At 65.9% G+C, this 24062-nt stretch carries 20 protein-coding genes; 6 read left to right on the forward strand and 14 right to left on the reverse strand.

What is annotated here, in order from left to right:
- Positions 1-13: 13 nt before the first annotated feature.
- Complete coding sequence (locus tag BI327_RS27295) at positions 14-1288, forward strand: NAD(P)/FAD-dependent oxidoreductase (RefSeq protein ID WP_076864394.1); 1275 nt, start codon at positions 14-16, stop codon at positions 1286-1288.
- Positions 1289-1472: 184 nt separating this feature from the next.
- Here BI327_RS27295 and BI327_RS27300 read toward each other — a convergent pair whose 3' ends face one another.
- Positions 1473-2423, reverse strand: coding sequence for an AraC-like ligand-binding domain-containing protein (locus tag BI327_RS27300; protein ID WP_076864395.1), 951 nt, complete (start codon positions 2421-2423; stop codon positions 1473-1475).
- 148 nt (positions 2424-2571) lie between these two features.
- Between BI327_RS27300 and BI327_RS27305 the strand changes: the two genes are divergently transcribed.
- Positions 2572-3225 (forward strand): isochorismatase family protein, encoded by a 654-nt coding sequence (locus tag BI327_RS27305; RefSeq protein ID WP_076864396.1) that lies wholly within the window; start codon positions 2572-2574, stop codon positions 3223-3225.
- 253 nt (positions 3226-3478) lie between these two features.
- Here BI327_RS27305 and BI327_RS27310 read toward each other — a convergent pair whose 3' ends face one another.
- Both BI327_RS27310 and BI327_RS27315 read right to left on the reverse strand, forming a co-directional pair.
- The gene (locus BI327_RS27310) at positions 3479-4690 is read right to left on the reverse strand and encodes an ABC transporter substrate-binding protein (RefSeq protein WP_076864810.1); all 1212 of its coding nucleotides are present in this window, start codon (positions 4688-4690) and stop codon (positions 3479-3481) included.
- A 42-nt stretch (positions 4691-4732) separates the two neighbouring features.
- Positions 4733-5935 (reverse strand): cytochrome P450, encoded by a 1203-nt coding sequence (locus tag BI327_RS27315; RefSeq protein WP_076864397.1) that lies wholly within the window; start codon positions 5933-5935, stop codon positions 4733-4735.
- Between the two features lie 83 nt (positions 5936-6018).
- Between BI327_RS27315 and BI327_RS27320 the strand changes: the two genes are divergently transcribed.
- Positions 6019-6543, forward strand: coding sequence for a MarR family winged helix-turn-helix transcriptional regulator (locus tag BI327_RS27320; RefSeq protein WP_076864398.1), 525 nt, complete (start codon positions 6019-6021; stop codon positions 6541-6543).
- A 461-nt stretch (positions 6544-7004) separates the two neighbouring features.
- Here the strand turns inward: BI327_RS27320 and BI327_RS27325 are convergent, their stop codons facing one another.
- Positions 7005-8861 (reverse strand): feruloyl-CoA synthase, encoded by a 1857-nt coding sequence (locus BI327_RS27325; RefSeq protein WP_076864399.1) that lies wholly within the window; start codon positions 8859-8861, stop codon positions 7005-7007.
- 156 nt (positions 8862-9017) lie between these two features.
- Between BI327_RS27325 and BI327_RS27330 the strand changes: the two genes are divergently transcribed.
- Both BI327_RS27330 and atzF read left to right on the forward strand, forming a co-directional pair.
- A complete protein-coding gene (locus BI327_RS27330) occupies positions 9018-9548 on the forward strand; it encodes a MarR family winged helix-turn-helix transcriptional regulator (protein WP_076864400.1) in 531 nt (176 codons plus the stop codon).
- A gap of 237 nt (positions 9549-9785) precedes the next feature.
- Positions 9786-11573 carry an allophanate hydrolase gene (gene atzF, locus BI327_RS27335; RefSeq protein WP_449240161.1) on the forward strand — a complete coding sequence of 596 codons (1788 nt, stop codon included), beginning with the start codon at positions 9786-9788 and terminating at the stop codon, positions 11571-11573.
- A gap of 51 nt (positions 11574-11624) precedes the next feature.
- On the opposite strand, the gene BI327_RS27340 is transcribed toward atzF, so the two are convergent.
- From BI327_RS27340 to ugpB, 10 genes are all read right to left on the reverse strand, one after another.
- Positions 11625-12356, reverse strand: a complete 732-nt coding sequence (locus tag BI327_RS27340; protein WP_076864402.1) for a GntR family transcriptional regulator — start codon at positions 12354-12356, stop codon at positions 11625-11627.
- A gap of 3 nt (positions 12357-12359) precedes the next feature.
- Positions 12360-12752, reverse strand: a complete 393-nt coding sequence (hpxZ, locus tag BI327_RS27345; RefSeq protein WP_076864403.1) for an oxalurate catabolism protein HpxZ — start codon at positions 12750-12752, stop codon at positions 12360-12362.
- A gap of 1 nt (position 12753) precedes the next feature.
- Positions 12754-14151 (reverse strand): AtzE family amidohydrolase, encoded by a 1398-nt coding sequence (locus tag BI327_RS27350; protein ID WP_076864404.1) that lies wholly within the window; start codon positions 14149-14151, stop codon positions 12754-12756.
- A 7-nt stretch (positions 14152-14158) separates the two neighbouring features.
- The gene (locus tag BI327_RS27355; protein ID WP_076864405.1) at positions 14159-14338 is read right to left on the reverse strand and encodes a DUF4089 domain-containing protein; all 180 of its coding nucleotides are present in this window, start codon (positions 14336-14338) and stop codon (positions 14159-14161) included.
- Positions 14339-14407: 69 nt separating this feature from the next.
- Positions 14408-16192 carry a dipeptide ABC transporter ATP-binding protein gene (locus BI327_RS27360; RefSeq protein WP_076864406.1) on the reverse strand — a complete coding sequence of 595 codons (1785 nt, stop codon included), beginning with the start codon at positions 16190-16192 and terminating at the stop codon, positions 14408-14410.
- A 217-nt stretch (positions 16193-16409) separates the two neighbouring features.
- Positions 16410-17309, reverse strand: a complete 900-nt coding sequence (locus BI327_RS27365) for an ABC transporter permease (RefSeq protein ID WP_076864407.1) — start codon at positions 17307-17309, stop codon at positions 16410-16412.
- An 8-nt stretch (positions 17310-17317) separates the two neighbouring features.
- On the reverse strand, positions 17318-18331 hold the full coding sequence (locus BI327_RS27370; RefSeq protein WP_076864408.1) for an ABC transporter permease: 1014 nt from the start codon (positions 18329-18331) through the stop codon (positions 17318-17320).
- Positions 18332-18629: 298 nt separating this feature from the next.
- The gene (locus BI327_RS27375; RefSeq protein ID WP_076864409.1) at positions 18630-20252 is read right to left on the reverse strand and encodes an ABC transporter substrate-binding protein; all 1623 of its coding nucleotides are present in this window, start codon (positions 20250-20252) and stop codon (positions 18630-18632) included.
- Between the two features lie 243 nt (positions 20253-20495).
- The gene (locus BI327_RS27380; protein WP_076864410.1) at positions 20496-21443 is read right to left on the reverse strand and encodes an aminoglycoside phosphotransferase family protein; all 948 of its coding nucleotides are present in this window, start codon (positions 21441-21443) and stop codon (positions 20496-20498) included.
- Positions 21444-21555: 112 nt separating this feature from the next.
- Entirely contained in the window at positions 21556-22875 is a 1320-nt protein-coding gene (gene ugpB, locus BI327_RS27385) for a sn-glycerol-3-phosphate ABC transporter substrate-binding protein UgpB (RefSeq protein ID WP_089025599.1), read from the reverse strand.
- Between the two features lie 219 nt (positions 22876-23094).
- Here ugpB and BI327_RS27390 point away from each other — a divergent pair, with 219 nt between their 5' ends.
- Positions 23095-24051 carry a TRAP transporter substrate-binding protein gene (locus BI327_RS27390; RefSeq protein ID WP_076864811.1) on the forward strand — a complete coding sequence of 319 codons (957 nt, stop codon included), beginning with the start codon at positions 23095-23097 and terminating at the stop codon, positions 24049-24051.
- Positions 24052-24062 lie beyond the last annotated feature (11 nt).

Consider the following 24062-nt stretch of genomic DNA (forward strand, 5'->3'; position numbering starts at 1 on the left):
AGGACGCCATCAGATGACGCAAGCGCCGGCCAAACCTCATCGCGTGGTGATCGTCGGCGCCGGTTTCGGCGGGCTGGAAGCTGCCTTCGGTCTTCGCGGCGCGCCGGTCGAGATCACCTTGATCGACCGCCGCAACCATCATCTGTTCCAGCCGCTGCTCTATCAGGTCGCAACCGCATCGCTCGCGACCAGCGAGATCGCCTGGCCGATCCGCTATCTCCTGCGCGACCGGCCCGAGGTGACGACGCTGTTCGCCAATGTCTGCGGCGTCGATGCGGCGGCAAAGCAGGTGCAGCTCGACGACAGCGGCAGCATTCCCTACGACACGCTGATCCTCGCCACCGGCGCGCGCCACGCCTATTTCGGCCACGACGAATGGGAGCCGTTCGCGCCCGGCCTGAAGACGCTGGAGGACGCGACCACGCTCAGGCGGCGCATCCTGGTCGCGTTCGAGCGCGCCGAGCGCGAACCCGATCCGGACAAGCGCGCGGCGCTGTTGACCTTCATCATCATCGGCGCCGGGCCGACCGGCGTCGAGATGGCCGGTACCATCGCCGATCTTGCCAAGGACACGCTGCCGCAGGACTTCCGTCACATCGACACGCGCAGGGCGCGCGTGGTGCTGATCGAGGCCGGGCCGCGCGTGCTGGCAGGCTTTCCCGATGACCTCTCGGCCTATGCGCAGGCGTCGCTGGAAAAACTCGGCGTCGAGGTGATGCTGGGCGAGCCGGTCACCGAATGCTCGGCCGACGGCGTCGTGTTCGGCGGCAAGAGGTTGGAAGCGCGCACCATCGTCTGGGCCGCCGGCGTGCGCGCCTCGCGCGCCGCCGAGTGGCTGAACGCGCCGGCCGATCGCGCCCACCGGCTGCAGGTCGAGCCGGATCTGACCGTGCCCGGCCATCCCGACGTCTTCGCCGTCGGCGACACCGTCACCATCAAGGACCCCGACGGCAATCCGGTGCCCGGCATCGCGCCGGCCGCCAAGCAGGAGGGGCGCTACGTCGCCGCATTGATCAGGGCCCGGCTCGACGGCAAGACGCTGCCGCCGTTCCGCTACAAGCATGCCGGCAGCCTTGCGCAGATCGGCAAGAAGAAGGCGGTGATCGATTTCGGCTGGCTCAAGCTGCGCGGCTCGCTGGCGTGGTGGATCTGGGGCCTCGCCCACATCTACTTCCTGATCGGCGTGCGCCACCGGATTGCGGTGGCGATGAACTGGCTCTGGATCCACACCCGCGACCAGCGCGCCGCGCGGCTGATCACGCAAGGCAGCAGCAAGGTCGCGCAGTAGGCGTCGCGGGTTACGCGCTCACTCTATCTCCGTCATCCTGAGGCGCGAGCCCTTGCGAGCCTCGAAGGATGAACGGCCCATCTGGTGGCCGTGCATCCTTCGAGGCTCGCTCCGCTCGCACCTCAGGATGACGGAATCGCGATCAGTGCAGTGCTTGACCGTTGCACTGCAATCCGCACGCTCCTCACCCCATCACCTGATGCGGTGACCGCCCGAACGCGGCCTTGAAGGCGCGGCTGAAATGCGAGACGTCGCTGAAGCCGAAGCTCAGCGCGACGTCGGTGACATGGACGAAGCGGCGTTCGGCGAGCGCCTGGTAGGCACCGGCGAGGCGCTGCTGCCAGAGCCAGCGGATCGGCGTCGTGCCTTCACGCGCGAACAGCCGGTTGAGCGTGCGCGGCGCGATGTTTTGCGCGGTGGCGATCGCATCGAGGTCGAGCTCGGGATCGTCGAGATTGGCCAGGATGTAGGCCTTGACCCGCGCCAGCCGTTCATCGCCGTGCGGTGGCACCTCGTCGGTCAGCTCGGTCTGCAGCGTGGTTGCGAAAATATCCAGCACCGAGGCGCCGAGCCGCATCGCGGCGGGCCCGGCCTCGTCGTCGAGGCGCGTCAGCCGGCGGATCAGCGATCCCGCCAGCGCTCCGACCTTTGAGGAGTTGCCGACCTTTCGCGCGGTCAGGCGTTGCGCATCCGGCAGCCGCGCGAGCAGCAGCGGCCGCGGGATCGACACCATGATCGACCGCGCGCTCGGAGCGAATTCCAGCGTGAACGGCTGCGCCTGGTCATGCAGCATGAGATCGCCGCGGCGCATCTGCACCTCGCGCCCGCCCTGGGCAAAGCTGACCTCGCCGCGCAGCGTGAGCCACAGCATGAAATAGTCGCGCGGGTCCCTGCGGACGTCGCTCGCGCTGCGCATCACCCGGATGCGGTCGGCGGCCGGTGTCGACGACCAGATGTCGTTGATCGCAAGCGGACCGAAATGGCGGATCGAGATCGATGCGGCAAACGCCTCATCGGCGACGCGGCGGCATTCGGTCAGCGAGAATTCACGGCAGGTGACGTGATGCCAGCGGTCGAAACTGTCACCCGGCGCGACGAGCGTCTGCGCAACGACTGCATGATCTGGGGTCTGCATTGGTCCTGCTCCAGCCCAACCCGGCAGCGGGATATTCTGCGTCCGCCCCTCCCATCTGGCAAGCAGAGTCCAGCGATTGGCCCGCACAGCCAAGAACGGCCGCAGGAACCGGCGTAGAAAATATCCTCCACCAGGAGAGGAGACGCAGATGGGCTACCAATGCGAAATCATCGATCCCGCGCGCACCGTCATGATCGTGGTCGACATGCAGAACGATTTCGTGGCCGAGGGCGCCAAGCTGCGGTCCGCGCAGGCCGCCGCCATGGTGCCGCGTCTGGCGCAGACCCTGAAGGCCTGCCGCGACAAGGGCATCCGCGTCATCTACACCGCGCATGTGCATCGCCGCGACGGCAGCGACATGGGGCTCTATGACGATCTCTATGCGCCGATCGCCGACCGCTCGTCGCTGGTCGACGGCACCACGGGCGTCGAGATCTTCAATGATCTTGCGCCCGCCCCCGGCGAGCACGTCATCAAGAAGCATCGCTACAGCGCGTTCTTCGCGACCGATCTCGACCTCATCCTGCGCGAATGGGGCATCACGACGGTGATCATCTCGGGAACGACGACCGAGAACTGCTGCCACGCCACCGCGCGCGACGCCATGTTCCACAATTACAAGGTGGTCTTCCTGTCGGACGCGACGGGCACGTTCGACTATCCCGATGTCGGTCAGGGCGCGCTATCGGCCGAGGAGGTGCACCGCGCCACGCTGACGATCCTCGCCTTCTCCACCGCGCATGTGATGACGACGGGTGAAATGCTGGCGCGGGTGAAGGCGGCGAGCCCGAAGGCGGCGTAGCGAGTTCCGATCTCAACGCAGAAGCTCCCCCTTCACCCTCCCCTGGAGGGGGAGGGTCGGATCGCAACGAGCATAGCGACGTGCGATCCGGGGTGGGGTGATCTCTCAACACGGGCACCGTTTCAACGGAGAGACCTTCACCCCACGTCGGTTCGCATTTTCATGCGAACCGATCCCAGAGCGAGCTTCGATCGTCTCGACCCCTCCAGGGGAGGATCGAGTACGCGGCGAAGAGCTGACTTCACCAGCAACCTCACTTCACCAGCGAGCACCCGCCGTCGGCCAGCGGCCGGAATGCCTGCTCGGCCGGAATGGTCGCGATCAGCTTGTAATAGTCGTAGGGATATTTCGACTCCTCCGGCTTCTTCACCTCGAACAGATACATCGGGTGGATGACGCGGCCGTCCTGGCGGATCGCGGTCTCGCCGAACAGCTTGTCCGTACCCTTGAAGGTCTTCATCTGGGGCACCACCACCTTGGCATCGTCGCTGCCGGTGGCGGCGACCGCGTTGAGGTAGGCGAGCGTCGAGGCATAGACGCCGGCCTGGTTGCCGCTCGGCATCTTGCCGTTCATGCCGGGACGCGCGGCGAAGCGTTTTGCGAACGCGCGGGTGTCGTCGTTCATGTCCCAGTAGAAGGCTTCCAGCAGCTGCAGGCCCTGCGCGACCTTGAGGCCCATGCCGTGGACGTCGTTCACGAACAGCAGGAACGCCACCATGGTCTGGCCGCCCTGCTGGATGCCGAACTCGGCCGCCTGCTTCACCGCGTTGATGGTGTCGCCGCCGGCATTGGCGAGGCCGATCACCTTTGCTTTCGAGTTCTGCGCTTGCAGCAGGAAGGACGCGAAGTCCGACGTCCCGAGCGGATGCTTGCTCGAGCCCAGCACCTTGCCGCCATGCTTCTCGATGTAGTTCGTCGCTTCGGCTTCAATGCCTTTGCCGAGTGCGTAGTCGACGGTCACAAAATACCAGTCCTTGCCGCCACGCTGCATCATCGCGGCCGCCGTGGTGTTGCCGGTCGCCCAGGCGTCGTTGACCCATTGAATGGTGTTCGGCGAGCAGGCCTTGCCGGTGAGATCGGAGCTCGCGGTCGACGAGGCCAGGAACGTCATCCTGCTATCGCGCAGGATGGTGTTGATGGCGAGGCCGACCGCCGAGTTCGGCACGTCGACGATGGCGTCGACGCCTTCGACATCGAGCCATTTGCGCGCGATCGCAGAGCCCACATCGGCCTTGTTCTGGTGATCGGCGTAGACGATCTCGACCTTGATGCCCTTGCCGCCGCCGTTGAAATCCTCCGCCGCCATCCGCGCGGCTTCCACCGAGCCCATGCCGTTGGTGTCCTGGAAGATGCCGGAAATGTCGTTGAGCACACCGACGCGTACGACGTCGCCGGAAATCTCCGCGCGGGCGCTGCCCGCGGCGCAGGCCAATGCCAGCACCAAACCAAACCCAAAGCCCCTCATCATATCCCTCCCTTTGCGTCATTCCGCAGCCGGCCAATTTTGTCAGGCCGGCGTGATCTCGACCGGCAGGCTCTCGAGCCCGCGCAGCGTGTTGTTGAACAGGCGCTTCGGCTCGCCGGTGATTTCGATTTTCGCGACACGGCGCGCCAGCGCCGCCATCATCACCTCGCCTTCGAGGCGGGCGACGAGCTGGCCGACGCACATGTGGATGCCCGAGCCGTAACCGACATGGCCCGACGTGCGGCGCGTGATGTTGTAGGTGTCGGGTTCTTCCCAGCGGCGCGGATCACGGTTGGCGGCGGCGAGGAACATCAGCACCTTCTCGCCCTCCGGGATTTTGGCGCCGCTGAGCTCGATTTCGCGGGTGGTGGTGCGGAAGAAGGTCTGCACCGGGCTCTCGAACCGCACGGCTTCCTCGAAGGCATTGCGTGCCAAGGTCGGATCGGCGCGCAGCTTCTCGAACTGGTCGGGAAAGCGCGCCAGGCAATAGACGGCAGCGCCGATGCCGTTGACGGTGGTGTCGAGCCCGGCCGATAGCAGCGAGCGCACCAGGAGCGGCGCCTCGGTCGCAGTAATCGCGCCGCTGTCGACGTGGGCATGGATGCAGGCACCGATGCCGCCCGGGGTGAGATTGTCGCGTTGGCACTGCTCGGCCACATAGGCCTGGTGCGGCGCCGAGCGCTGGATCGCCTCCTCGCGAAGCTGGTTCGGCGGACCGAAGGCATTGAACACCAGGCTCGCATAGGGCAGCAGATTCTCGCGGCCCTCCGGCTTGAGGCCCAGCGCATCCGGGAAGATCGAGAGCGGATAGGCTTCGGCGAGGTCCGCGATCGCGTCGAAGCGGCGCTTCTCCAGCAGCGCATCGACGCGCGCCTCGGCAGCGGCGGCAAATTGCCCACGCAGCTGCTTCATCACGGTCGCCGACAGCACCGTGCTCAGCACGGTGCGGGTCCGGGTATGGGCGGGCGGGTCGGCCTCCAGGATCAGGCTCGGCGGCCGCCACGGCTTTTCCTTGGAAAAGTCGCTCAGGCCGACGCCGCGGCTGGAGCAGAACGTCGCAGGATCGTTCAGGACCGCATGGACCTCGGCGTAGCGCGCCACGCCATAGACATTCCACTTGTCGAGATAGACCACCGGCCCGGCCTCGCGCAGCCGCTCATGGGTCGGGAACGGGTCGGCGAAGAACTCGAGCGCGAACGGATCGACGTCGAGATGCGGGACGGACGCATCTGTTGCTGTGGTCATCGGGACCTCCCGAGGTTTGATCTTGTCGATACGGGCCGCATGTCACTTGCTCCCGAACAGTTTCGCAGCGATGATTTGAGGAAATGAGCAGTCAGCCCCTCCCCCGAAAGCCCCGCCGGCCGAGACCGGCCGATCCCGCAGATGCCACTGACGGCCCGCTGCTGGACCTCAATCGCTATGTGCCGGCGTTCATCACCTTCATCGGCAACAAGCTGTCGAACAGCGCCACCGCATTTTACCAGAAGAATTTCGGCGTCAACGTTACCGAGTGGCGAATCATCTCGCAGCTGGCGATCGAGCCGGGGATTCCGGCCTCGCGGATCTGCCAGGTGATCGGCTTCGACAAGGGACCGGTCAGCCGCAACCTCGCGGCGCTGCAAAAGCGCGGCCTGTTGACGATCCGCAACGCGCCCGATGACGGCCGCACCCATTCGATCACGCTGACCGCGCGCGGCCGCGCCATCCACGACAAGGTCATCGTCGCGGCGCTGGAGCGTGAGCGGCGGCTGCTGTCGTGCCTGAAGAAGGACGAGCGCGAGGTGCTGATCGACCTGCTGCGCCGGCTGCACGAGAACCTCGGCGCCGTGACCGGGCAAAGCACGACCTGACCGCGCAGCCGGACCACGGGCGGCGCCCTGCGCCACCATGGCCTTTGCCCGGTTTTCCATGCGTGTCGCCCGCGCGCTGCTGCGCAACATTATCCTCCCAAATGCGTAGCCGTTGACCGGCCCTGTCTCTATGGGAGCGGAAACTGGCATAGACTAGTTGCTATGGCAACTATAAACGCAAGCAAGTGCGGCGTCAGGTCCCATGCCAAGACTTGTAACGTCGCGCCCGGTCATGTGAGCACGCTGCTCAGGCTCCCTCCCCCCTTGCGGGGGAGGGTTGGGGAGAGGGGTAAGCTCCGGGCGAGACGATCGACGCGTGCACCGCCTCGCAAAGCACCTCAGGGTGACACGGATAAGGATAGCGCACGTCGTGCGGTACCCCTCTCCCTAACCCTCCCCCGCAAGGGGGGAGGGAACCCTTCCGCTGGTGCCTTCCTCACTAGGCCTGCTCCAATGTCCTCTCAATCCGCGCACCCAATCGGCGCGGACGCCCCGTCGTCCTCCAGGACCGCCACCGCTGCGGCGCGGCGGGTCAGCACGGCGCGTTGGTTGATGTAGCCCTTGTCGGTGATCTCGCCGCCGTCGACCGAGGCTGGCTCGGCGAGCAGCAGCGCGCGGGTGGCGTGGCCGGAGGAATGGCCGCCTTGCGCCTTCAGCCGCGCCAGCCCCTGCCCGATCGCGGAACGCACCGCCGGATGATCGATCGCTTCGCGCGCGTCGGCGCTCTCGGGCAGTCCCGCCAGCGAACGGCAGACGGCAAGGTTCGGGAACACCAGGAAGCGGACCTCATCGCGGCCATGACCGGTGACGACGATATCCTGCGCAAGCGGCGCCAGTGCCGCGATGCCGGCGACCCGCAAGGTGCCGACGCTGACCCAGGTGCCGGAATTGAGCTTGAAATCCTCCGCCACGCGGCCGTCGAAGAACAGGCCGAGATCGGGCCGGTCGGGATCGGCGAAGGTGACGGCATCGCCGATCCTGTAGAAGCCCTCGTCATCGAAGGCCTCCGCGGTCAGCCCGGGCGCCTTCCAGTAGCCCGGGGTGACATTGGGCCCGCGCACGCGGACCTCGAGCTTGTCGCCCGACGGCACCAGTTTCAGCTCGGTGCCCGGGATCGGGACGCCAATATTGCCGGAGCGTTTTGCCAGGAAGTGACAATCGGTCGCGAGCGGCGAAGTTTCGGTCGAGCCCCAGGCCGATACCATCGGCAGCCGTCGCCCGACGGTCTGCAGCGACAACTCCTCCAGCGCGTCCCACAGATTCTGCGGCAGTGCGGCGCCGGCATAGAAGGCGAACTTGGTGCCCTCGAAGAATTTGCGGCGCAACTCGTCATCGGTACGCAGCGCCGCGATCAGCATGTCGAAGCCGCGCGGCACGTTGAAATAGACCGTCGGCACCGCGCTGCGCAGATTGGCGAGCGAGGTCGAAAACAGGCCGGGCGCCGGCTTGCCGCCGTCGATGTAGAGCGTGCCGCCGTTGCGCAGCACCAGGTTGAAATTGTGGTTGGCGCCGAAGGTGTGGCTCCAGGGCAGCCAGTCCAGGATCACAAGCTCGCTGCCGGCCTGCTCCAGGAATGTCCAGGTCTGCGCCTTGGCCTGCTGGCTCGAGGTCAGCATGCGCTGGGTGTTGATCACGGCCTTGGGCGTGCCGGTCGAGCCCGAAGTGAACAGGAACTTTGCGATCGTGTCCGGTGTCACCGCGGCAAAGGCTGTTGCCACGTCCGGCGACTCCGGTGTCGCTGCAATGGCGCGGAACGGCAGCGCGTCGGCATCATCAGGGTTGCCGCTGACGATGGTGGCGCGATGCAGCGGCCCGATTGCGGCAAGCGCGGCCGCGAACGGCTTGATGCTCGCGACGTAGATCGCGCCGGGATCAAGCAGTGCGATCATGCTCTTGAGCTTGTCGAAATCTTTCGACATCAGCGAATAGGCCGGCGAGATCGCAGCCGAGGCCACGCCGACATGCTGCGCCGCGAGCGCGAACAGCGCGTGATCGATGCCATTATCGGAGAGGATGACGAGTGGCCGCTCGGCGCTCAGCCGCTGCGCCAGAACCCATGATGCGGCCCGCCGCACGATTCCGAGCGCGTCGCGATAGCTGACGGTGCTCCATGGCAGTTCGGCATTGGCACGCTCGCCGAGAAAGATGCGATCCGGCGCCTGCTGTGCCCAGTGCTCCAGCCAGTTGCCGACGCAGCGGGCGCTTTGCTGCAACGGTGTCGTCGATCGAACCAGGATGCTGCCGTCGCCCCTGTTATCGGCAACGATCGCGGGCGTCGCGAACAGGCTACTCGGATTGTCTGCGCTGACGGCGGCCATGGTTTCCTCCTCGCCCGTGTCTTTTCGGGATCGCACAGCAACATGGTGCGGCGCCGCGGTCCCGGCCGGGCTCTTTGGCGATAATGTTGCGGACATCAATTGTTGTCGTCAACAACAATCTTTCCCTCCCGCCCCGGGCGCGCTAGCCTTGCCGTCATGGCAAGCCAGCAAAAGACGCCGCGCAAGGCGGCAGGAACCGGAGCGGCAATCCGCCGCTCCCCGGCGCGCGCCGCGAATGGCAGGGCGCGCGGCGGCGACGCCAACGACGACATCGGCCTCGACGCGCTGGTCGGCCACGCCGGCTATGCGGTGCGGCGCTTCCAGCTCTGGATCTTCCAGGACTTCATCAAGACGCTGGCGGCGGTCGATATCCGCCCGACCCAATATTCGATCATGACCGTGATCGGGGCCAATCCGGGCCTCAGCCAGATGGCGGTCGCCAAGCGGCTCGGGATCGAGCGCGCGCGGCTGGTGCATCTGCTCGACAGCCTCGAGGAGCGCGACTTCGTCAACCGCGTCCCCTCCGCCACCGACCGCCGCTCCCATGCGCTGCATCTGACCGCGCGCGGCAAGACCGCACTGGCACAGTTCAAGCGGCTCGCCGCCGAGCACGAGCGGCACGTGGCCGAGAAGATCGGCAAGGACAACCGCGAACGGCTGTTGCAGATCCTCGCCGGTTTCACCTGATCCATCGGCCGGATTTCGGCTTGGATCAGACTTGCCTGAAAATTGGGCAACCGCGCTCTCACGCCAGTCCGCGACGGCACCCAACGGTCATTTCAAGCAACTGATATTGTGTAATAATCCGTCGCACGGCGAACGCGCGTGAATTGTACACAATGGCACATTGCTTGCTTCGATCAGGCTACAATTCCTCGCGGCAGGCAGCCGATGCCGTGCCGCTCACGAGACGAGGCCAACCACGTGACTGAAACTGTCGCCGCGATCGTTGCCGCACACCGCACCAAGACCCTGACGCCGGCGCAAACCGTGGCGCGCAGCTACCAGCGCATCCGCGCGCATGACGACCCCGCCATCTTCATCAGCCTGCGCGACGAGCAGGACGCGCTTGCCGAGGCCGAACGCCTCACGGACCCGTCGCTGCCGCTCTATGGCGTGCCGGTCGCGGTGAAGGACAATATCGACGTCGCGGGCTTGCCGACCACGGCCGCCTGCCCGGCCTTCTCCTATGTGCCGGCCCAGGATTCCACTGTTGTCGCAAGACTCCGCGCGGCCGGCGCCATCATCATCGGCAAGACCAATCTCGACCAGTTCGCCACCGGCCTGGTCGGCGTGCGCTCGCCCTACGGCATTCCCAAAAATCCGGTGCGCGGTGACCTGGTGCCTGGCGGATCGAGTTCGGGCTCAGCCGTCGCAGTCTCCGCGGGCCTCGTGCCGCTCTCGCTCGGCACCGACACCGCGGGCAGCGGCCGCGTGCCGGCGATGCTCAACAACATCGTAGGCCTCAAGCCGAGCCTCGGGCTGATCTCGAATACCGGGCTGGTGCCGGCCTGCCGCACGCTCGACTGCATCTCGGTGTTTTCGCTCACCGTCGACGACGCGTTGGCCGCACTCAGCGTGATGTCCGCCCTCGATGAGTCCGATCCGTTCTCGCGCGACCGGCCACTGGCGCCGCCCGCGCCCTTTCCGGCGAAGCTGAAGCTCGGCATTCCCAAGCCCGGCCAGCTGATCTTCTTCGGCGATCGCGAAGCCGAGAAAGCCTATGGCGAGGCGTGCAAGCGCTGGCAGGCGCTCGGCGCCGACCTCGTCGAATTCGACCTCGCGCCGTTCTACGAGACCGCACGGCTGCTCTATGAGGGCCCGTGGGTCGCCGAACGCTATCTCGTGATCCGCGACCTCCTGGCGTCGTCGCCCGAGGCGGTTCATCCGGTGACGCGCGAGATCACGGTCGGCGGATCACACCCCAGCGCTGCGGACACCTTCTCCGCGCTCTATCGTCTGCAGGCGTTGCGCCGTGTCTCCGAGAAGACATTTGCGAAACTCGATGCGATCGTGCTGCCGACCGCGCCGACGGTCTATTCGACCGAGCAGGTGCTGGCCAACCCGATCGAGCTCAACTCGCGGCTCGGCACCTACACCAATTTCGTCAACCTGCTCGATCTGTGCGGCCTGGCGCTGCCGGCGGCGATGCGGCCCGACGGCGCGCCGTTCGGCATCACGCTGCTGGCGCCGGCCAGCCGCGACGCCGAGCTCGCCAGCATCGGCCGCGTGTTCCACTTCGACACCGGACTTGGGCTGGGCGCCAAGGCGCTGCCGCAGCCGCCGCTCGCTGCCGTGCCGGTGCAGGCCGGCCCCGACGAGATCACGATTGCGGTGGTCGGCGCGCATCTCTCCGGCATGGCGCTGAACCACGAATTGACCACGCTCGATGCACGCCTGCTTGAAGAAGCAGTCACCGCGCCGGACTACAAGCTCTACGCCCTCGATACCACGCCGCCGAAGCCCGGCATGCTGCGCATCGAGGCGGGTACAGGTCACGCGATCAAGCTCGAGCTCTGGGCGATGTCGCCGGCCGCATTCGGCAAATTCGTCGCCGCGATTCCGCCGCCGCTCTCGATCGGCACGATCCGGCTCGCCGACGGACGGCAGGCCAAGGGCTTTATTGTTGAGCCCGCTGCGATCGATGGTGCGAAGGATATCTCCGGCTATGGCGGCTGGCGGGCGTTCATGGCGGAGAAGGCGAAGGCGTAGCCGTTAGGTTGGTGCGCTCCCTCGCCCCGCTCTTGCGTGGTAAGAGCAAAACTACACCGACACCGCGTAGGTCTCGTATTCGCCACGCACCTGCTCGATATGGGCGCGCATCGCCGCCGCAGCGCCTTGCTTGTCGCCGCGCAGGATGGCGACGACGACGCGGTCGTGCTCGGCGTGGGATTTGGCGAGGCGCCCGAGATTGCGGAACTGGGCGCGGCGGAACGGCTGCACCCGCACCCGCGTCGCCAGCGTGATCTCGGCGATATAGGCGTTCTGCGAGCCGGCATAGATCGCGTTGTGGAAGCGCTCGTTGACCTCATGGAAGCGCTCGGGATTGCCGGTGTAGCTCAGCACCCGCAGCTCCTCGTGGACCGCTTCCAGCGCGTGGCGCTCCGCCGGCGTCATCCGCTCGGCGGCAAGGCCGGCGCACATCGCCTCCAGTTCGGCCATCGCCTCGAACATGCCGGTCAGCCTTTCGAGCGAGGGCCGCGCCACCACCGCGCCGCGATGCGCGCGGGCATCGATCAGCCCGCTCGCCGCGAGCTGCCGCAGCGCCTCGCGCACCGGGGTCCGCGACACGTTGAAGCGGCGCGCAAGGTCGGTCTCGTCGAGGCCTGCGCCCGGCGGCAGCGTGCCGCGCACGATCTCGTCGGCGAGTTGCAGCCGCAGCTCCTCGGCGCGGGTGATCTTGTCGGCCAGCGACGACGGGCGATCGACGCGCCGCGGGCCCGCTTCGGGATCGGCGGGCTGTGACGCGCGGGTCGGAAGATCGTCCAGGCTCATGGCTCAAACGCCTTTAGGCTCGTCGATGACGCTGACATGGGCCGCGACGATTCTCCAGCCCTCGGGGAAGCGAATCCACGTCTGCATCTGCCGCCCCACCCGACCCGGCGCGTTGTCGCGATAGAACAGCGTCGAGGCGATCGCGGTGTCGCGGCCATAGGTCGTGATCACGGTGCGGTCGATCTTGCGCATCAGGCCGACCGGCGAGCGCCCGGCGCGGAACGCCATGATCTCGGTGTAGCCATAGAGGTTCTCGCCGATGCCGTAGCGCAGCGTGCGGCTGTCGTTGCGGAACAACTCGTCGAGCACCGCGACGTCGTTCGACACCAGCGCCTTCTCGTAGCGCTGGAACTGGGCCGTGACCTCGGCGACAACATCGGGAAGATCGATATCCATATCAAAGACCTCTCGGCGCGGGAGCCGCAACGACACCCATCTGTTCCAGCGCGTAGGCAACCCGCAGCGCGATATCCTCGCGCCACGGCGCGGTGATGATCTGCACGCCGATCGGCAGCGGCTCAAGCGGCACCGGCACCGCCACGACCGGCAAGCCGATGAAGGAGATCGGCTGGGTGTGGATGCCGATATTGGCACGCACCGGAAGCTCGACGCCATCGAGCGTGAAATTGACCTGGCCGAGCTTCGGCGCGGTGCACGGCGTTGCCGGCGCCAGGATCACGTCGACCGACTGGAACAGCTCCTGCACCTTGGCGCGGTACCAGCGGCGGAATTTCTGCGCTTTGTCGACATAGACCGCCGGCACCATCGCGCCCGCGATGAAGCGGTCGCGCACCGCAGGATCGAAATCGTTCGGGCGCTTGCGCAGCCGGTCGAGATGCAGCGCGGCGCCCTCGGTCGTGGTGATGATGTAGGCCGCGGCGCGGGCGCGCGCGGCTTCCGGCAATTCCACGGTCCGCTTCGCACCGAGCGCCTTCGCGACGCGCGCGACCGCTTCGACGGCCTCCGGGAACACGTTCTGCTGGAAATAGCCGCCGGCGATCGCAATCCGCAGCCCGCGGACATCATTGGCAAGCAACGGCACGGTCGGCTCCACCGACTGCACGATGCAGGAGGGATCATCGGCGTCGGGTCCCTGCATCGCGTCATAGGCCAGCGCAAGATCCTTCACGCTACGCGCCAGCGGACCGAGATGATCGAGGCTCGCGACGAACGGATAGGACCGCGCCCGCGACAGCCGGCCATAAGTCGGCTTCAGGCCGAAGGTGCCGCAGAACGACGACGGCACCCGGATCGAGCCGTTGGTATCCGAGCCGAGCGCGATCGGCACCAGCGCGCCGCCGACGGCGCTGCCCGAGCCGCCCGAGGAGCCGCCGGTCATCCGCGTCGGATCATGCGGATTGCGCGACGGGCCGTCATGCACGTTCTCGCCGGTGAAGTCGTAAGCGTATTCGCCCATGTTGAGCGCGCCGACCAGCACGGCGCCGGCCGCTTCCATCCGCTCGATCAGCACAGCATCGCGCGGCGACGGCGGCAGGTCGCGGTTGATCTTGGAGCCGGCGCGGGTCGAGAGGCCCTGCACGTCGAACAGGTTCTTGACCGCGAAGGGCACGCCGGCGAGCGGGCCAATCGGCTGCCCCGCCGCGAGCGCTGCGTCGATCGCGCTTGCCTTGGCACGGGCGCGATCGGCAGTGACGTCGGTGAAGGCATTGAGGACCTTGTCGTGCGCGGCGATCCGCGCGAGCGCGGCCTCGGTCGCGGCAAGGGCGGTCATCTTGCGGCTTGAGACGGCCTGCGCGATTTCGGCGGCCGATAGGGAAGCTGATGTTTCGGACATCGCGATCTCAGGTCGAATAGACGGCGGCCGACGCGACGTCATCAGGCAGCGGGAAGTCGTCGACCAGCTTGGCCAGCCGCAGCGAGACCTCGAGATTGGCGCGCACCGCCGGACGCCAGGCCTCTTCCAGCGGCAACGCCATCGCGCTTGCGGCGGCGTTCATGTAGTCGTCGAGATGATCGGCCATTTCGCTCCCAGCAATGATTTTGCGCATGATCTATTCGGAAAACCGGTTCCCACTTTTCCGAATCATGCGTCAGGACACCGGCAACGGCGGATGCGGGATCGCCGTCAGCAGCTCCCTTGTATAGGCATCCTGCGGATTGCCCAAGACGTGTTCGGATGCGCCCTGCTCGACGATGCGGCCGGCGCGCATCACGATGACGCGATCACACAGCAGGCGCACCACGTTGAGATCGTGCGACACGAACAGATAGCTCATGCCCATCGACTGCTTCAGATCCTGCAGCAGATTGAGCACCACCGCCTGCACCGAGACGTCGAGCGCCGCGGTCGGCTCGTCGAGGATCACGAGCTTCGGGTGCAGCGCGATGGCGCGCGCGATGCCGACGCGGGCCTTCTGGCCGCCGGACAGCTGATGCGGGAATCGATCCAGCAGATTGACCGGCAGGCCGACCAGCCGCGCGAGCTCCTCGCAACGATCGCGGAGCGCGTCGCGCCCCCTGATGTCGCCGAGCTGCATGATCGGGTCGGCGATCGCGCGCGCCGCGGTGAATCGCGGGTTGAGGCTGTCGGTCGGATCCTGGAACACCATCTGGATCTGGCTGCGCCGCGGCAGCCGCGCGAAGGACTGCGGCATGATGCCGCCGATATCCTCGCCGTCGAACATGATGCGGCCGGAGGTCTGGTCCAGCAGGCGCATCACCATCATCGACGTCGTCGACTTGCCGCAGCCGGATTCGCCGACCAGCCCGACGCTCTCGCCATGGTCGATCTGGAAACTGATGCCGTCGACGGCGCGGAACACCTCTTCCTCGACCGGCGGCTTGCGGCCGAACAGCTTTGTCAGCATCGAGCCTGCGCCCTGGCGGGGGTATTCCTTGACGAGCTTTTCGACAGACAGGAGCGGCTGCGTCTGCTCGTCACCCCCGGGCTTGACCCGGGGGTCCATCGAGGAAGAATGGTTTTGCGCAGAGGGATGGACGGCCGGGTCAAGCCCCGCCATGACGGGGGTGGGCTGCAGTGGCTTCGTCTCCTCCTCCGGCAGCAGATCCCTGAGGGACACGCCGAGCCGCGGCGTCGCGCGCATCAGCTTCCTTGTGTAGGCATGCTGGGGCGCGGCGAAGATGTCGGCCGACTTGGCGGTCTCGACCACGCGGCCCTTCTCCATCACCACGACGCGGTCGCAATAGGCGGCGGCAAGGCCGAGATCGTGCGTAATCAGGATGGTCGACATCGATCGCCGCTTGGTCAGCTCGACGATCAAATCCATCACCGCCTTCTGGGTGGTGACGTCGAGGCCGGTGGTCGGCTCGTCCGCGATCAGGAGCTGCGGATTGCAGGCCAGCGCCAGCGCGATCACGACGCGCTGGCACATGCCGCCGGAGAGTTCGAACGGATAGGCGTGATAGCGCTCGCGCGGACGCGCGATCCTGACCTGCTCCAGCGCCTCGATCGCCGTCTCGCCGCGGTCGGTGACCTGCGCCTGCTGGACGTGCTGGCGCAGCACGTCCTCGATCTGGTGACCGACCTTGCGGATCGGATTGAGCGCGGCGCGCGGGTTCTGGAAGATCATCGAGACTTCGCGGCCGCGCAGATCGCGCATTTGGCTCTCGGTCGCCGCCTTGACGTCGATGCCGGAGAACATCACCGAGCCTTCGGCGATCCGGCCGGCGCGATCGAGGATCCGCATCACTGCGTAAGAGGTCACCGACTTGCCGGAACCGGACTCGCCGACGATGCCGACGGTCTCGCCCTTGCCGACGGAAATGTTGACGTGCTGCACCGCCTTGACGATGCCACGGCGCGTGGTGAACTCGACCGTGAGGTCCTGGACGTCGAGCAGCGGCTGGGCGGTCATGCCCGCCTCCCACAAAATATCGAAAACAACCCCATGCAAAGGAGTCGAGCGGTAACACGACACCGCAAGAAGACCGTCATCACGTCCTCCGCTCGTTCAGCTCGTCATGCGCGGGCTTGACCCGCGCATCCATCGAAAGATCAAATTTGCGCTTCGCGCGATGGATGGCCGGGTCAAGCCCGGCCATGACGAGGCAGTGAGCGAAATGCATCATCGCTCACGTCCTCCGCTGCGGGTCGACGATGTCGCGCAGGCCGTCGCCGAGCAGGTTGAAGCAGAACACTGCGATCATCAGCGCAAGGCCGGGGAATAGCGCGATCCACCATTCGCCCGACACCATGAAGCCGGCGCCCTCGGCGACCATGATGCCCCACTCCGCGGTCGGCGGGCGGACGCCGAGGCCGATGAAGGACAGGCCCGCGGCGTTGAGGATCGCGTAGCCCATGGTCAGCGACATCTGCACGATCATGATCGGCATGATATTGGGCAGGATGTGCCCGAGCAGGATGCGGTACTCGCCATTACCGGAGAGACGCGCCGCCTGCACGAAGCCGGCGTTGCGGCGGACGTTGGCTTCTGCGCGCGCGACGCGGGCATAGAGCGGGAAGTTGACGATCGCGGTCGCGATGATGATGTTCTGCACGGTGTTGCCGAGCGCCGCGACGATGCCCATCGCCAGCACGAACAGCGGAAACGCCATGATGGTGTCGGCGATGCGGCCGACGATGCGGTCGGTCCAGCCGCCGAAATAGCCGGCGGCGATGCCGGCGAGCCCGCCCATCAGGAACACCAGCACGACGGAGGCGACCGCGATGAAGGTGTCGAGTCTTGTTGCGACGATGACGCGGCTGAAGATGTCGCGGCCGAGCTGGTCGGTGCCGAACCAGTGCGCGGCCGACGGTGGCTTCAGCGCCGCCGCAGTGTCGGACGCGAGCGGGTCGTACGGCACCACATAGGGGCCGAACAACGCGGCGAACAGGATCAGGATTAGCAGCGCGAAGGCAAAGCCGGTGACCTTGTTCTCGCTCAGCACATAGCGGGTCTGCTCGATGACCGCGGCGAGGCCGGAGGTGCGGGCGGGCCCCGCGGGCTCAACTGTCGGCGCAACGGTGCTCATAACACCCCCTACCCTTCCAGACGAACGCGGGGATCGATCACGCCGTAGAGGATGTCGATCAACAAATTGAGCAGCACGTACATGACCGCCATGGTCAGCACGAAGCCCTGGACCGGCGCGAAGTCGGAGGCGATCAGCGCCTCGACCGCGTAGGAGCCGATGCCGGGCCAGGCGAACACCTTCTCGACCAGCACGTTGGCGCCGAGCAGGAAGGAGAACACCATGCTGAGCGTGGTAATGACCGGCAGCATCGCGTTGCGGAAGGCGTAGGTCACGATCACCTTGCCCGGCGACAGGCCGCTGGCGCGCGCAGTGCGGACGAAATCGGACGCCAGCACCGCCAGCATCGAGGCGCGCGTCATGCGTGCGATCGGCGCCAGCGAGAAGATCGCGAGCGTCACCGCCGGCAGGATCAATTGGCTGAGCGCCGAGCGGAACGCCTCGAAGTCGCGCGCGATCAGCGTATCGATCAGATAGAAGCCGGTGACGGTCGGCGGCGCGCTGTAGAACACGTCGAGCCGGCCGAGCGGCGCCGGCGCCCAGCCGAGCCGGAAATAGAACAGGTAAACCAGCACGAGCCCGGTGAAGAACACCGGCAGCGATACGCCCGCCGTCGTGGTGACGCGGCAGAGATGATCGATCCAGGAGCCCGGCCGCGTCGCCGCCAGCACGCCGAGCGGGATCGCGATCACGATCGAGACGACGAGGCCGAGCAGTGTGAGCTCAGCCGACGCCGGCAGCCGGTTGCGCAGCTCGGCGGCGACCGGCTGGCCCGTCGTCAGCGAGGTGCCGAGATCGCCGTGGGCGAGATCGCCCGTGTAGCGGACGAACTGCTCGATCAGCGGCTTGTCGAAGCCCAGCTTCTTCCTGATCTGGTCGACCGCCTCCTTGGTCGCCGCGGGTCCGGCGAAATACGCCGCCGGATCGCCGGGCAGCGCGCGCGTCAAGAGGAACGTCACGATCACGACCCCGATCAGCGACGGGATCGCGAACAAGAGCCGCTTGCCGATCATGGTCAGCATGAGCGCCTCGATACTTGTAGCTGAAACGCCACTCGGGGATTGGTCAGGCTCCCTCCCCCCTTGCGGGGGAGGGTTGGGGAGAGGGGTGCCGCTTGCTCCGCTGCCAGATGCAGCGCACCGACAATGCGCTCGTGATGCAGCGCATGGTTTGGCACGATCTCGCCTAACGTCATCGTTCCGAGTTCGCGGCTTACCCCTCTCCCCACCCTCCCCCGCAAGGGGGGAGGGAGTCTGAGAGGTGTGCTCACCTCACAAAGAAATGCATACGCGAGAGCATTGCAGAAGGAGCGCATGCACCTCACCCCTTCGCCATCGCGCGATAATCGAGGCGGCGGTGGAACCAGTACTGGTAGCCCGAGATGTTCTTCTGCATCGCGACGTTGACGAAGGGCTGGTAGAGCGGGATGCGCGGGATGTCGGCAAACGCCAGATCGACGAAGCCTTTCACGTCGGCGTCGTAGGCGGCGGTGTCGCCATTGGCGGCGGCGATGCGCGCGCCGTCGATGAGCTTGTCCATCTCCGGCGACTTGTAGCTCATCGTGTTGAAGATCGAATTGTTGCCGTGATAGCACCAGTAGAAGAAGTACTCGGGGTAATCGAGCCAGCCCGAGAACACGTTGGTGAACAGCGGCATTTCCTTCTTGGTGAGCTCGGTGCGCCAGTTGGCGCCGGGCACCTTGTTGATCGTGGTCTTGATGCCGAGCTGCGCCAGGCTCTCCTGCACCAGCACGCAGAGCGGCTCGTTGACCCCCGCGAAATTCAGGTCGAACGAGATCGTGGTCTCGAAGCCGTTGGCGTAGCCGGCCTCCGCGAGCAGTGCCTTGGCCTTCTCCATGTCGGTGAAATATTTGGTCGGCTGCGGCCAGGCGACCTCGGTCGGCCTGTCCTTGGCGGCGCCGAACATCGGGTTGGCGAGGCCGAACAGCACCGCATCCATGATTTTTTGGTAAGGCATCGCGTAGGCCATCGCCTGCCGCACCCTGGGATTGTCGAACGGCGGCTTGGTGACGTTCATGCCGATGTACTGGATGCCGTTGGAGAACGGCAGCGAGACCACGTTGAGCTTGCCGTTGGTCTTCATCTCCTGGAAATCCTTGAACGGCAGCTCGTAGGAGATGTCGGCATCGCCGCGCTCGAGCAGCGCACGGCGGTTGCCGGCCTGCGGCACCATGCGCCAGATCACGCGCTTGATCTTCGGCATCGGACCCGAGACCCAGTCGTCGTTGCGCTCCATGACGACTTCGGTGCCGGCGGTCCATTTCGTCACCTTGTAGGCGCCGGAGCCCGCGGTCTGCTGCTTGGTGAATTCGAGGCCCCAGGGATCCTTCTCGCTGGCGTTCTTCTTGACGAGTTCGGAGTTGACGACGCAGGGCACGATGACAGCGAGGTCAGGGATCGTCAGCTTGTCCTTCCTGAGGAAGTCGACGCGCACGGTGTGGTCGTCGACGACGACGAACTGCTCGGGCTTGGTCAGCGAGCCTGCGCTCATCTGGAAGGTCGGGAAGCCGCCGACAGAGACGGCGCGATCGAGCGACCACTTGACGTCCTTCGCGGTGACCGGCGTGCCGTCGTGGAATTTGGCGTTCTTGCGCAGCTTGAAGGTGACCGACATGTCGCCGATGTTGAAGTCCTCGGCGAGTTCCGGCTTGAACTTGTCGCGGTCGTAATAGGGCACGCCGCCCGGACCGCTCTTCATCTCGTGGCTGATCAGCCGGTCGTAACAATTCCACGACACCTCATAGCCGGGCACGTTGGTGCCGACGCCGTGGATATCGAGATTATTGGGGCCGCCTTCGGAAACGATCAGCAGCGTCTCGGAGCGCGCGTCGGCTTTGGCCGGCGACCAGATCGCCGGCGCAGTCGGCGCCACCGCCCCCGCGGCCAGTCCGGACACCGATTTGAGGAAATCGCGACGCTTCATGTGATGCTCCAACGCCCTTGGGAACGGCCTTGGAACTCGGATCGCAAGGATTGTGCCAACCCTTAACGAAACCTTATGATAGGCTAACTTGCTGGATAGATAGAGGAAATCGAAGAAGGTATTTTGATCTGGCGATGACTAGCTCGTCCGGATTGCATACAAAGCTAAGCCTAATGCTCAATCAATAAGCAGAACATGATGCCTGCCCGCTTTGTGGCCGCCGATCGATAGCGGTCCAAATGGCTAGCCGGGCCAGATCAGCTCCTGCAACTGCACGAAATCATCCACCCGGTCCGGCCAGCCCGCGATGCAGATGTGCTGAAGCGGATCGCTGGCGGAGTGCAGCATCAACAGCGCCATCAGCCGCCGCTTCAGCGTGAAGGTCACGTCAGCGCGCGGGATGCCGAAGCCGTCGAACAGGCTGCGCACAAGCCGCGGATGCCCGGCGGCCATGAACGCGCTGGGACCGAGCAGATCGTACTCGCCCCATCCGGTCCGGACATCGCCGAAGTCGAACAGGCCGGCGACGTGCCAGCCGTCGGCGCGGCGGCCGAGCAAAAAATTCTCCGGGATGTACTCGCCGGTCAGGATCACCGGTCGCGCGTGCATCGGGATCAGTTCGACGGCGTCACGCAGGAGATCGTCGAGCGACGTGAGCAATTTCGCCGGCAGGCCGAGCCGTTCATGCCGCGCCCGGCACTGCGCGATCTGGGTACGCATGAAGGCCTCCCAGGGCTGCCCGATCGCAAGCAGGCTGCCGGGCGGCACGCGCTGCACCTCGGCGATGACAGCGCCAATCTCGCCGAGCACGCGCTCCCGCTCGGCTTCCGGCAGCGATGGCCAGACCTCCGAACCGACGGTGCCGGCGAGGCACGTGATGACGAGATAGGGCCAGCCGTCGCGCTCGCCTTCAGCGATGAGGTCGGGAATCGGAATGCCGAGCCGCCCGCGCAGCTCCGCCAGCGCGCCGCGCTCGGAGACGAATTGCGGGCGCAGGAACGGCGGGAACAGTTTCAGGATCAGGTCGTCGTCGAGCCCGATCACGAGGTTGGTGCCGGTCGAGAACACATGTGGCGTGCCCCAGGACAGCCCGTGGCGATCGGCGATCTCGCGCGCGACCGGCAGCCAGCGCGACGCGTCGCCGCGCCAGGCGCGATAGGTGTCGTAGGTGGTGATGGGTGGAAGGAGCATTCTCAGGCGTCATTGCGAGGAGCGCAGCGACGAAGCAATCCATAGCCGAGCGCGGGGCACGATGGATTGCTTCGCTTCGCTCGCAATGACGGGGGAAGAACGGCTTGCATCATCACCGGTCCGGATTGGCGCGCTCGAACTGGCGCAGCAGGCGGTTGCCGCGCTCGACGGCGTCGTCCATTGCGGCCTGCGCGGAACGCTTGCCGGCGAACACCTGCTCGAGCTCCTCCTCGATGACGTCGCGGACCAGCACGAACGAGCCGAGACGGACTCCCCTGGACTTGTCGGTCGGCGGCTTCAGCGTGACCTCCTCGATCGAGATCGAGGCGCCGGGATTGCGATCGTAGAAGCCCTGCGCGCGGCTGAGATCGAACGCGGCGCGGGTGATCGGCAGATAGCCCGTATTCTGGTGCCAGGCGGCCTGCACCTCCGGCCGCGACAGATAGGCGAAGAATTTCGCGACGCCGGCATATTCGGCGCGCGGCCGGTCGCGCAGCACCCACAGCGTCGCGCCACCGATGATCGAGTTCTGCGGCGCGCCCTGCACGTCGGCCTCGTACGGCATCATGCCGTAGCCGACCTCGAATTTGGAATTGGCCCTGATGTCGGCGCGGGTGCCCGACGAGCCGATGAAGATGCCGCACTCGCCCTTCTGGAAGCGCGGCTCGGCCGCCTGTCCGCGGCCGCTGTAGTCGAACGACTTGTCGGCCTGCCACTGCGCGAGTTGCGCGATATGACGCACCACGATCGGGTTGTTGAAGACCAGCTGCGCGTCGAGCCCGGCAAAGCCGTTGGCCCTGGTCGCGATCGGCAGATTGTGAAAGGCGGAGAAGTTCTCGACATTGATCCAGGACGGCCATGACGTGGTGACGCCACACATCGCGCCGGCCGCGCGCAGCCGTTTCGCCATCGTACCGAGTTCGGCCCAAGTCCGCGGCGGCTGGCTCGGATCGAGCCCGGCGGAACGGAACATATCCTTGTTGTAGTAAAGGATCGGCGTCGAGGCATTGAACGGGAACGACAGCATGTTGCCGTCGACATCGGCATAGTAGCCGGCCACCGCGGGCAGATAGGCCTGCGGCGCGAATGCCTCCGATTGATCGCGCATCAATTCGAACACCGGATAGATCGCGCCGCGCGCCGCCATCATGGTTGCGGTGGCAATCTCATTGACTTGAACGATCGCCGGCTGGCTGCGCGAGCGGAAGGCGAAGATCGCCGCGGTGACGGTCTCGGTGTAGTTGCCCTTGTAGGCGGGCACGATGCGGTAATCGGATTGCGAGGCGTTGAAGTCGGCGGCGAGCTTCTCGAGCTGCTTGCCGAGCTCGCCCGACATCGCGTGCCACCACATGATCTCGGTCGCAGCGCGCGCAGGCGATACCAGCAGAAGGGCCGCGACGACGAGATGCAGGAGCTTGAAAACGAACTTCACGACGAGCCGTTCCTCGATGCCAACATGCCCTCATACGGCGCTACAACCGTAGATTCAATCGACACTGCAGGTTGCAGCGCGGGATTTAACGTTTGGCCGATGGGCGAAGCGGCGCGGTTCTGCTAAAAAGGGCATTGAACCTTTTCCTCCCGCCCTGGACAAAAATCACAAGGGGAATTGTAGCCTGTGTACCGCCGCGCCGGCCTTTCGCGGATAATGATGCTTGCCGTCGCGCTGTTTTGCACAGCTGCGCCGGTGGGCGCCTTTGCGCGCGAATTCCGTACCGCCGATACCCAGAACGAGGACTATCCGACTGTCCAGGCGCTGAATTACATGGACCGCCTGATCGCCGAACGCACCGGTGGCCGCCACCGCATCGTGGTCTTCCATTCCCGCCAGCTTGGCGAGGAGAAGGAGACGCTGGAGCAGACCCGGGCCGGCGCCATCGATCTGAACCGGACCAATGTCGCGCTGATCGGAACCATGGTGCCGTCAGTGAATGTGCTGGCAATGCCGTTCCTGTTTCGATCGCTTGAGCACCTGCAACACGTGCTGGACGGACCGATCGGCAGCGACATCCTGAACAGTTTCGAGGCCCACGGCTTCGTCGGACTGACGTTCTACGATTCCGGCGCCCGCTCGATCTACAACAGCGTCCGCCCGGTGCGGTCGCTCGACGACCTCAAGGGAATGCGGTTGCGCGTGCAGCAATCGGAGCAAATGTCGGACATGATGCGCGCGCTCGGTGCCGAGCCGGTCGCGATGCCCTACGGCCAGGTGCTGACCGGCCTCGCCAACCGGCTGATCGACGGCGCCGAGAACAACTGGCCGTCCTTCGTCACCACCGGCCACTACAAATATGCCGGCTACTACACGCTGACCCGGCACACCGTGAGCCCCGACGTGCTGGTGATGTCGCAAAAGGCCTGGGCCAGCCTGTCGCCGGAGGACCAGATGATCTTCCGCGAGGCCGCGCTGCGCTCGAGCCTCTACATGCGCGAGAAATGGCGCGAGCTCGAGGAGCGCTCGCTGAAGCAGGCGGAGCAGGCCGGCGTGAAGATCGTGACCGATATCGACCGCAAGCCGTTCGAAGCCGCGATGGCCGGCCTCTACGCCAAGGCCGAGCGCGACCCGGCGGTCGCCGCGCTGATCGAACGTATCCGCAACATGGAGTAGCCGGACCTTGG

The organism is Bradyrhizobium mercantei (assembly GCF_001982635.1).
GTDB lineage: Bacteria > Pseudomonadota > Alphaproteobacteria > Rhizobiales > Xanthobacteraceae > Bradyrhizobium > Bradyrhizobium mercantei.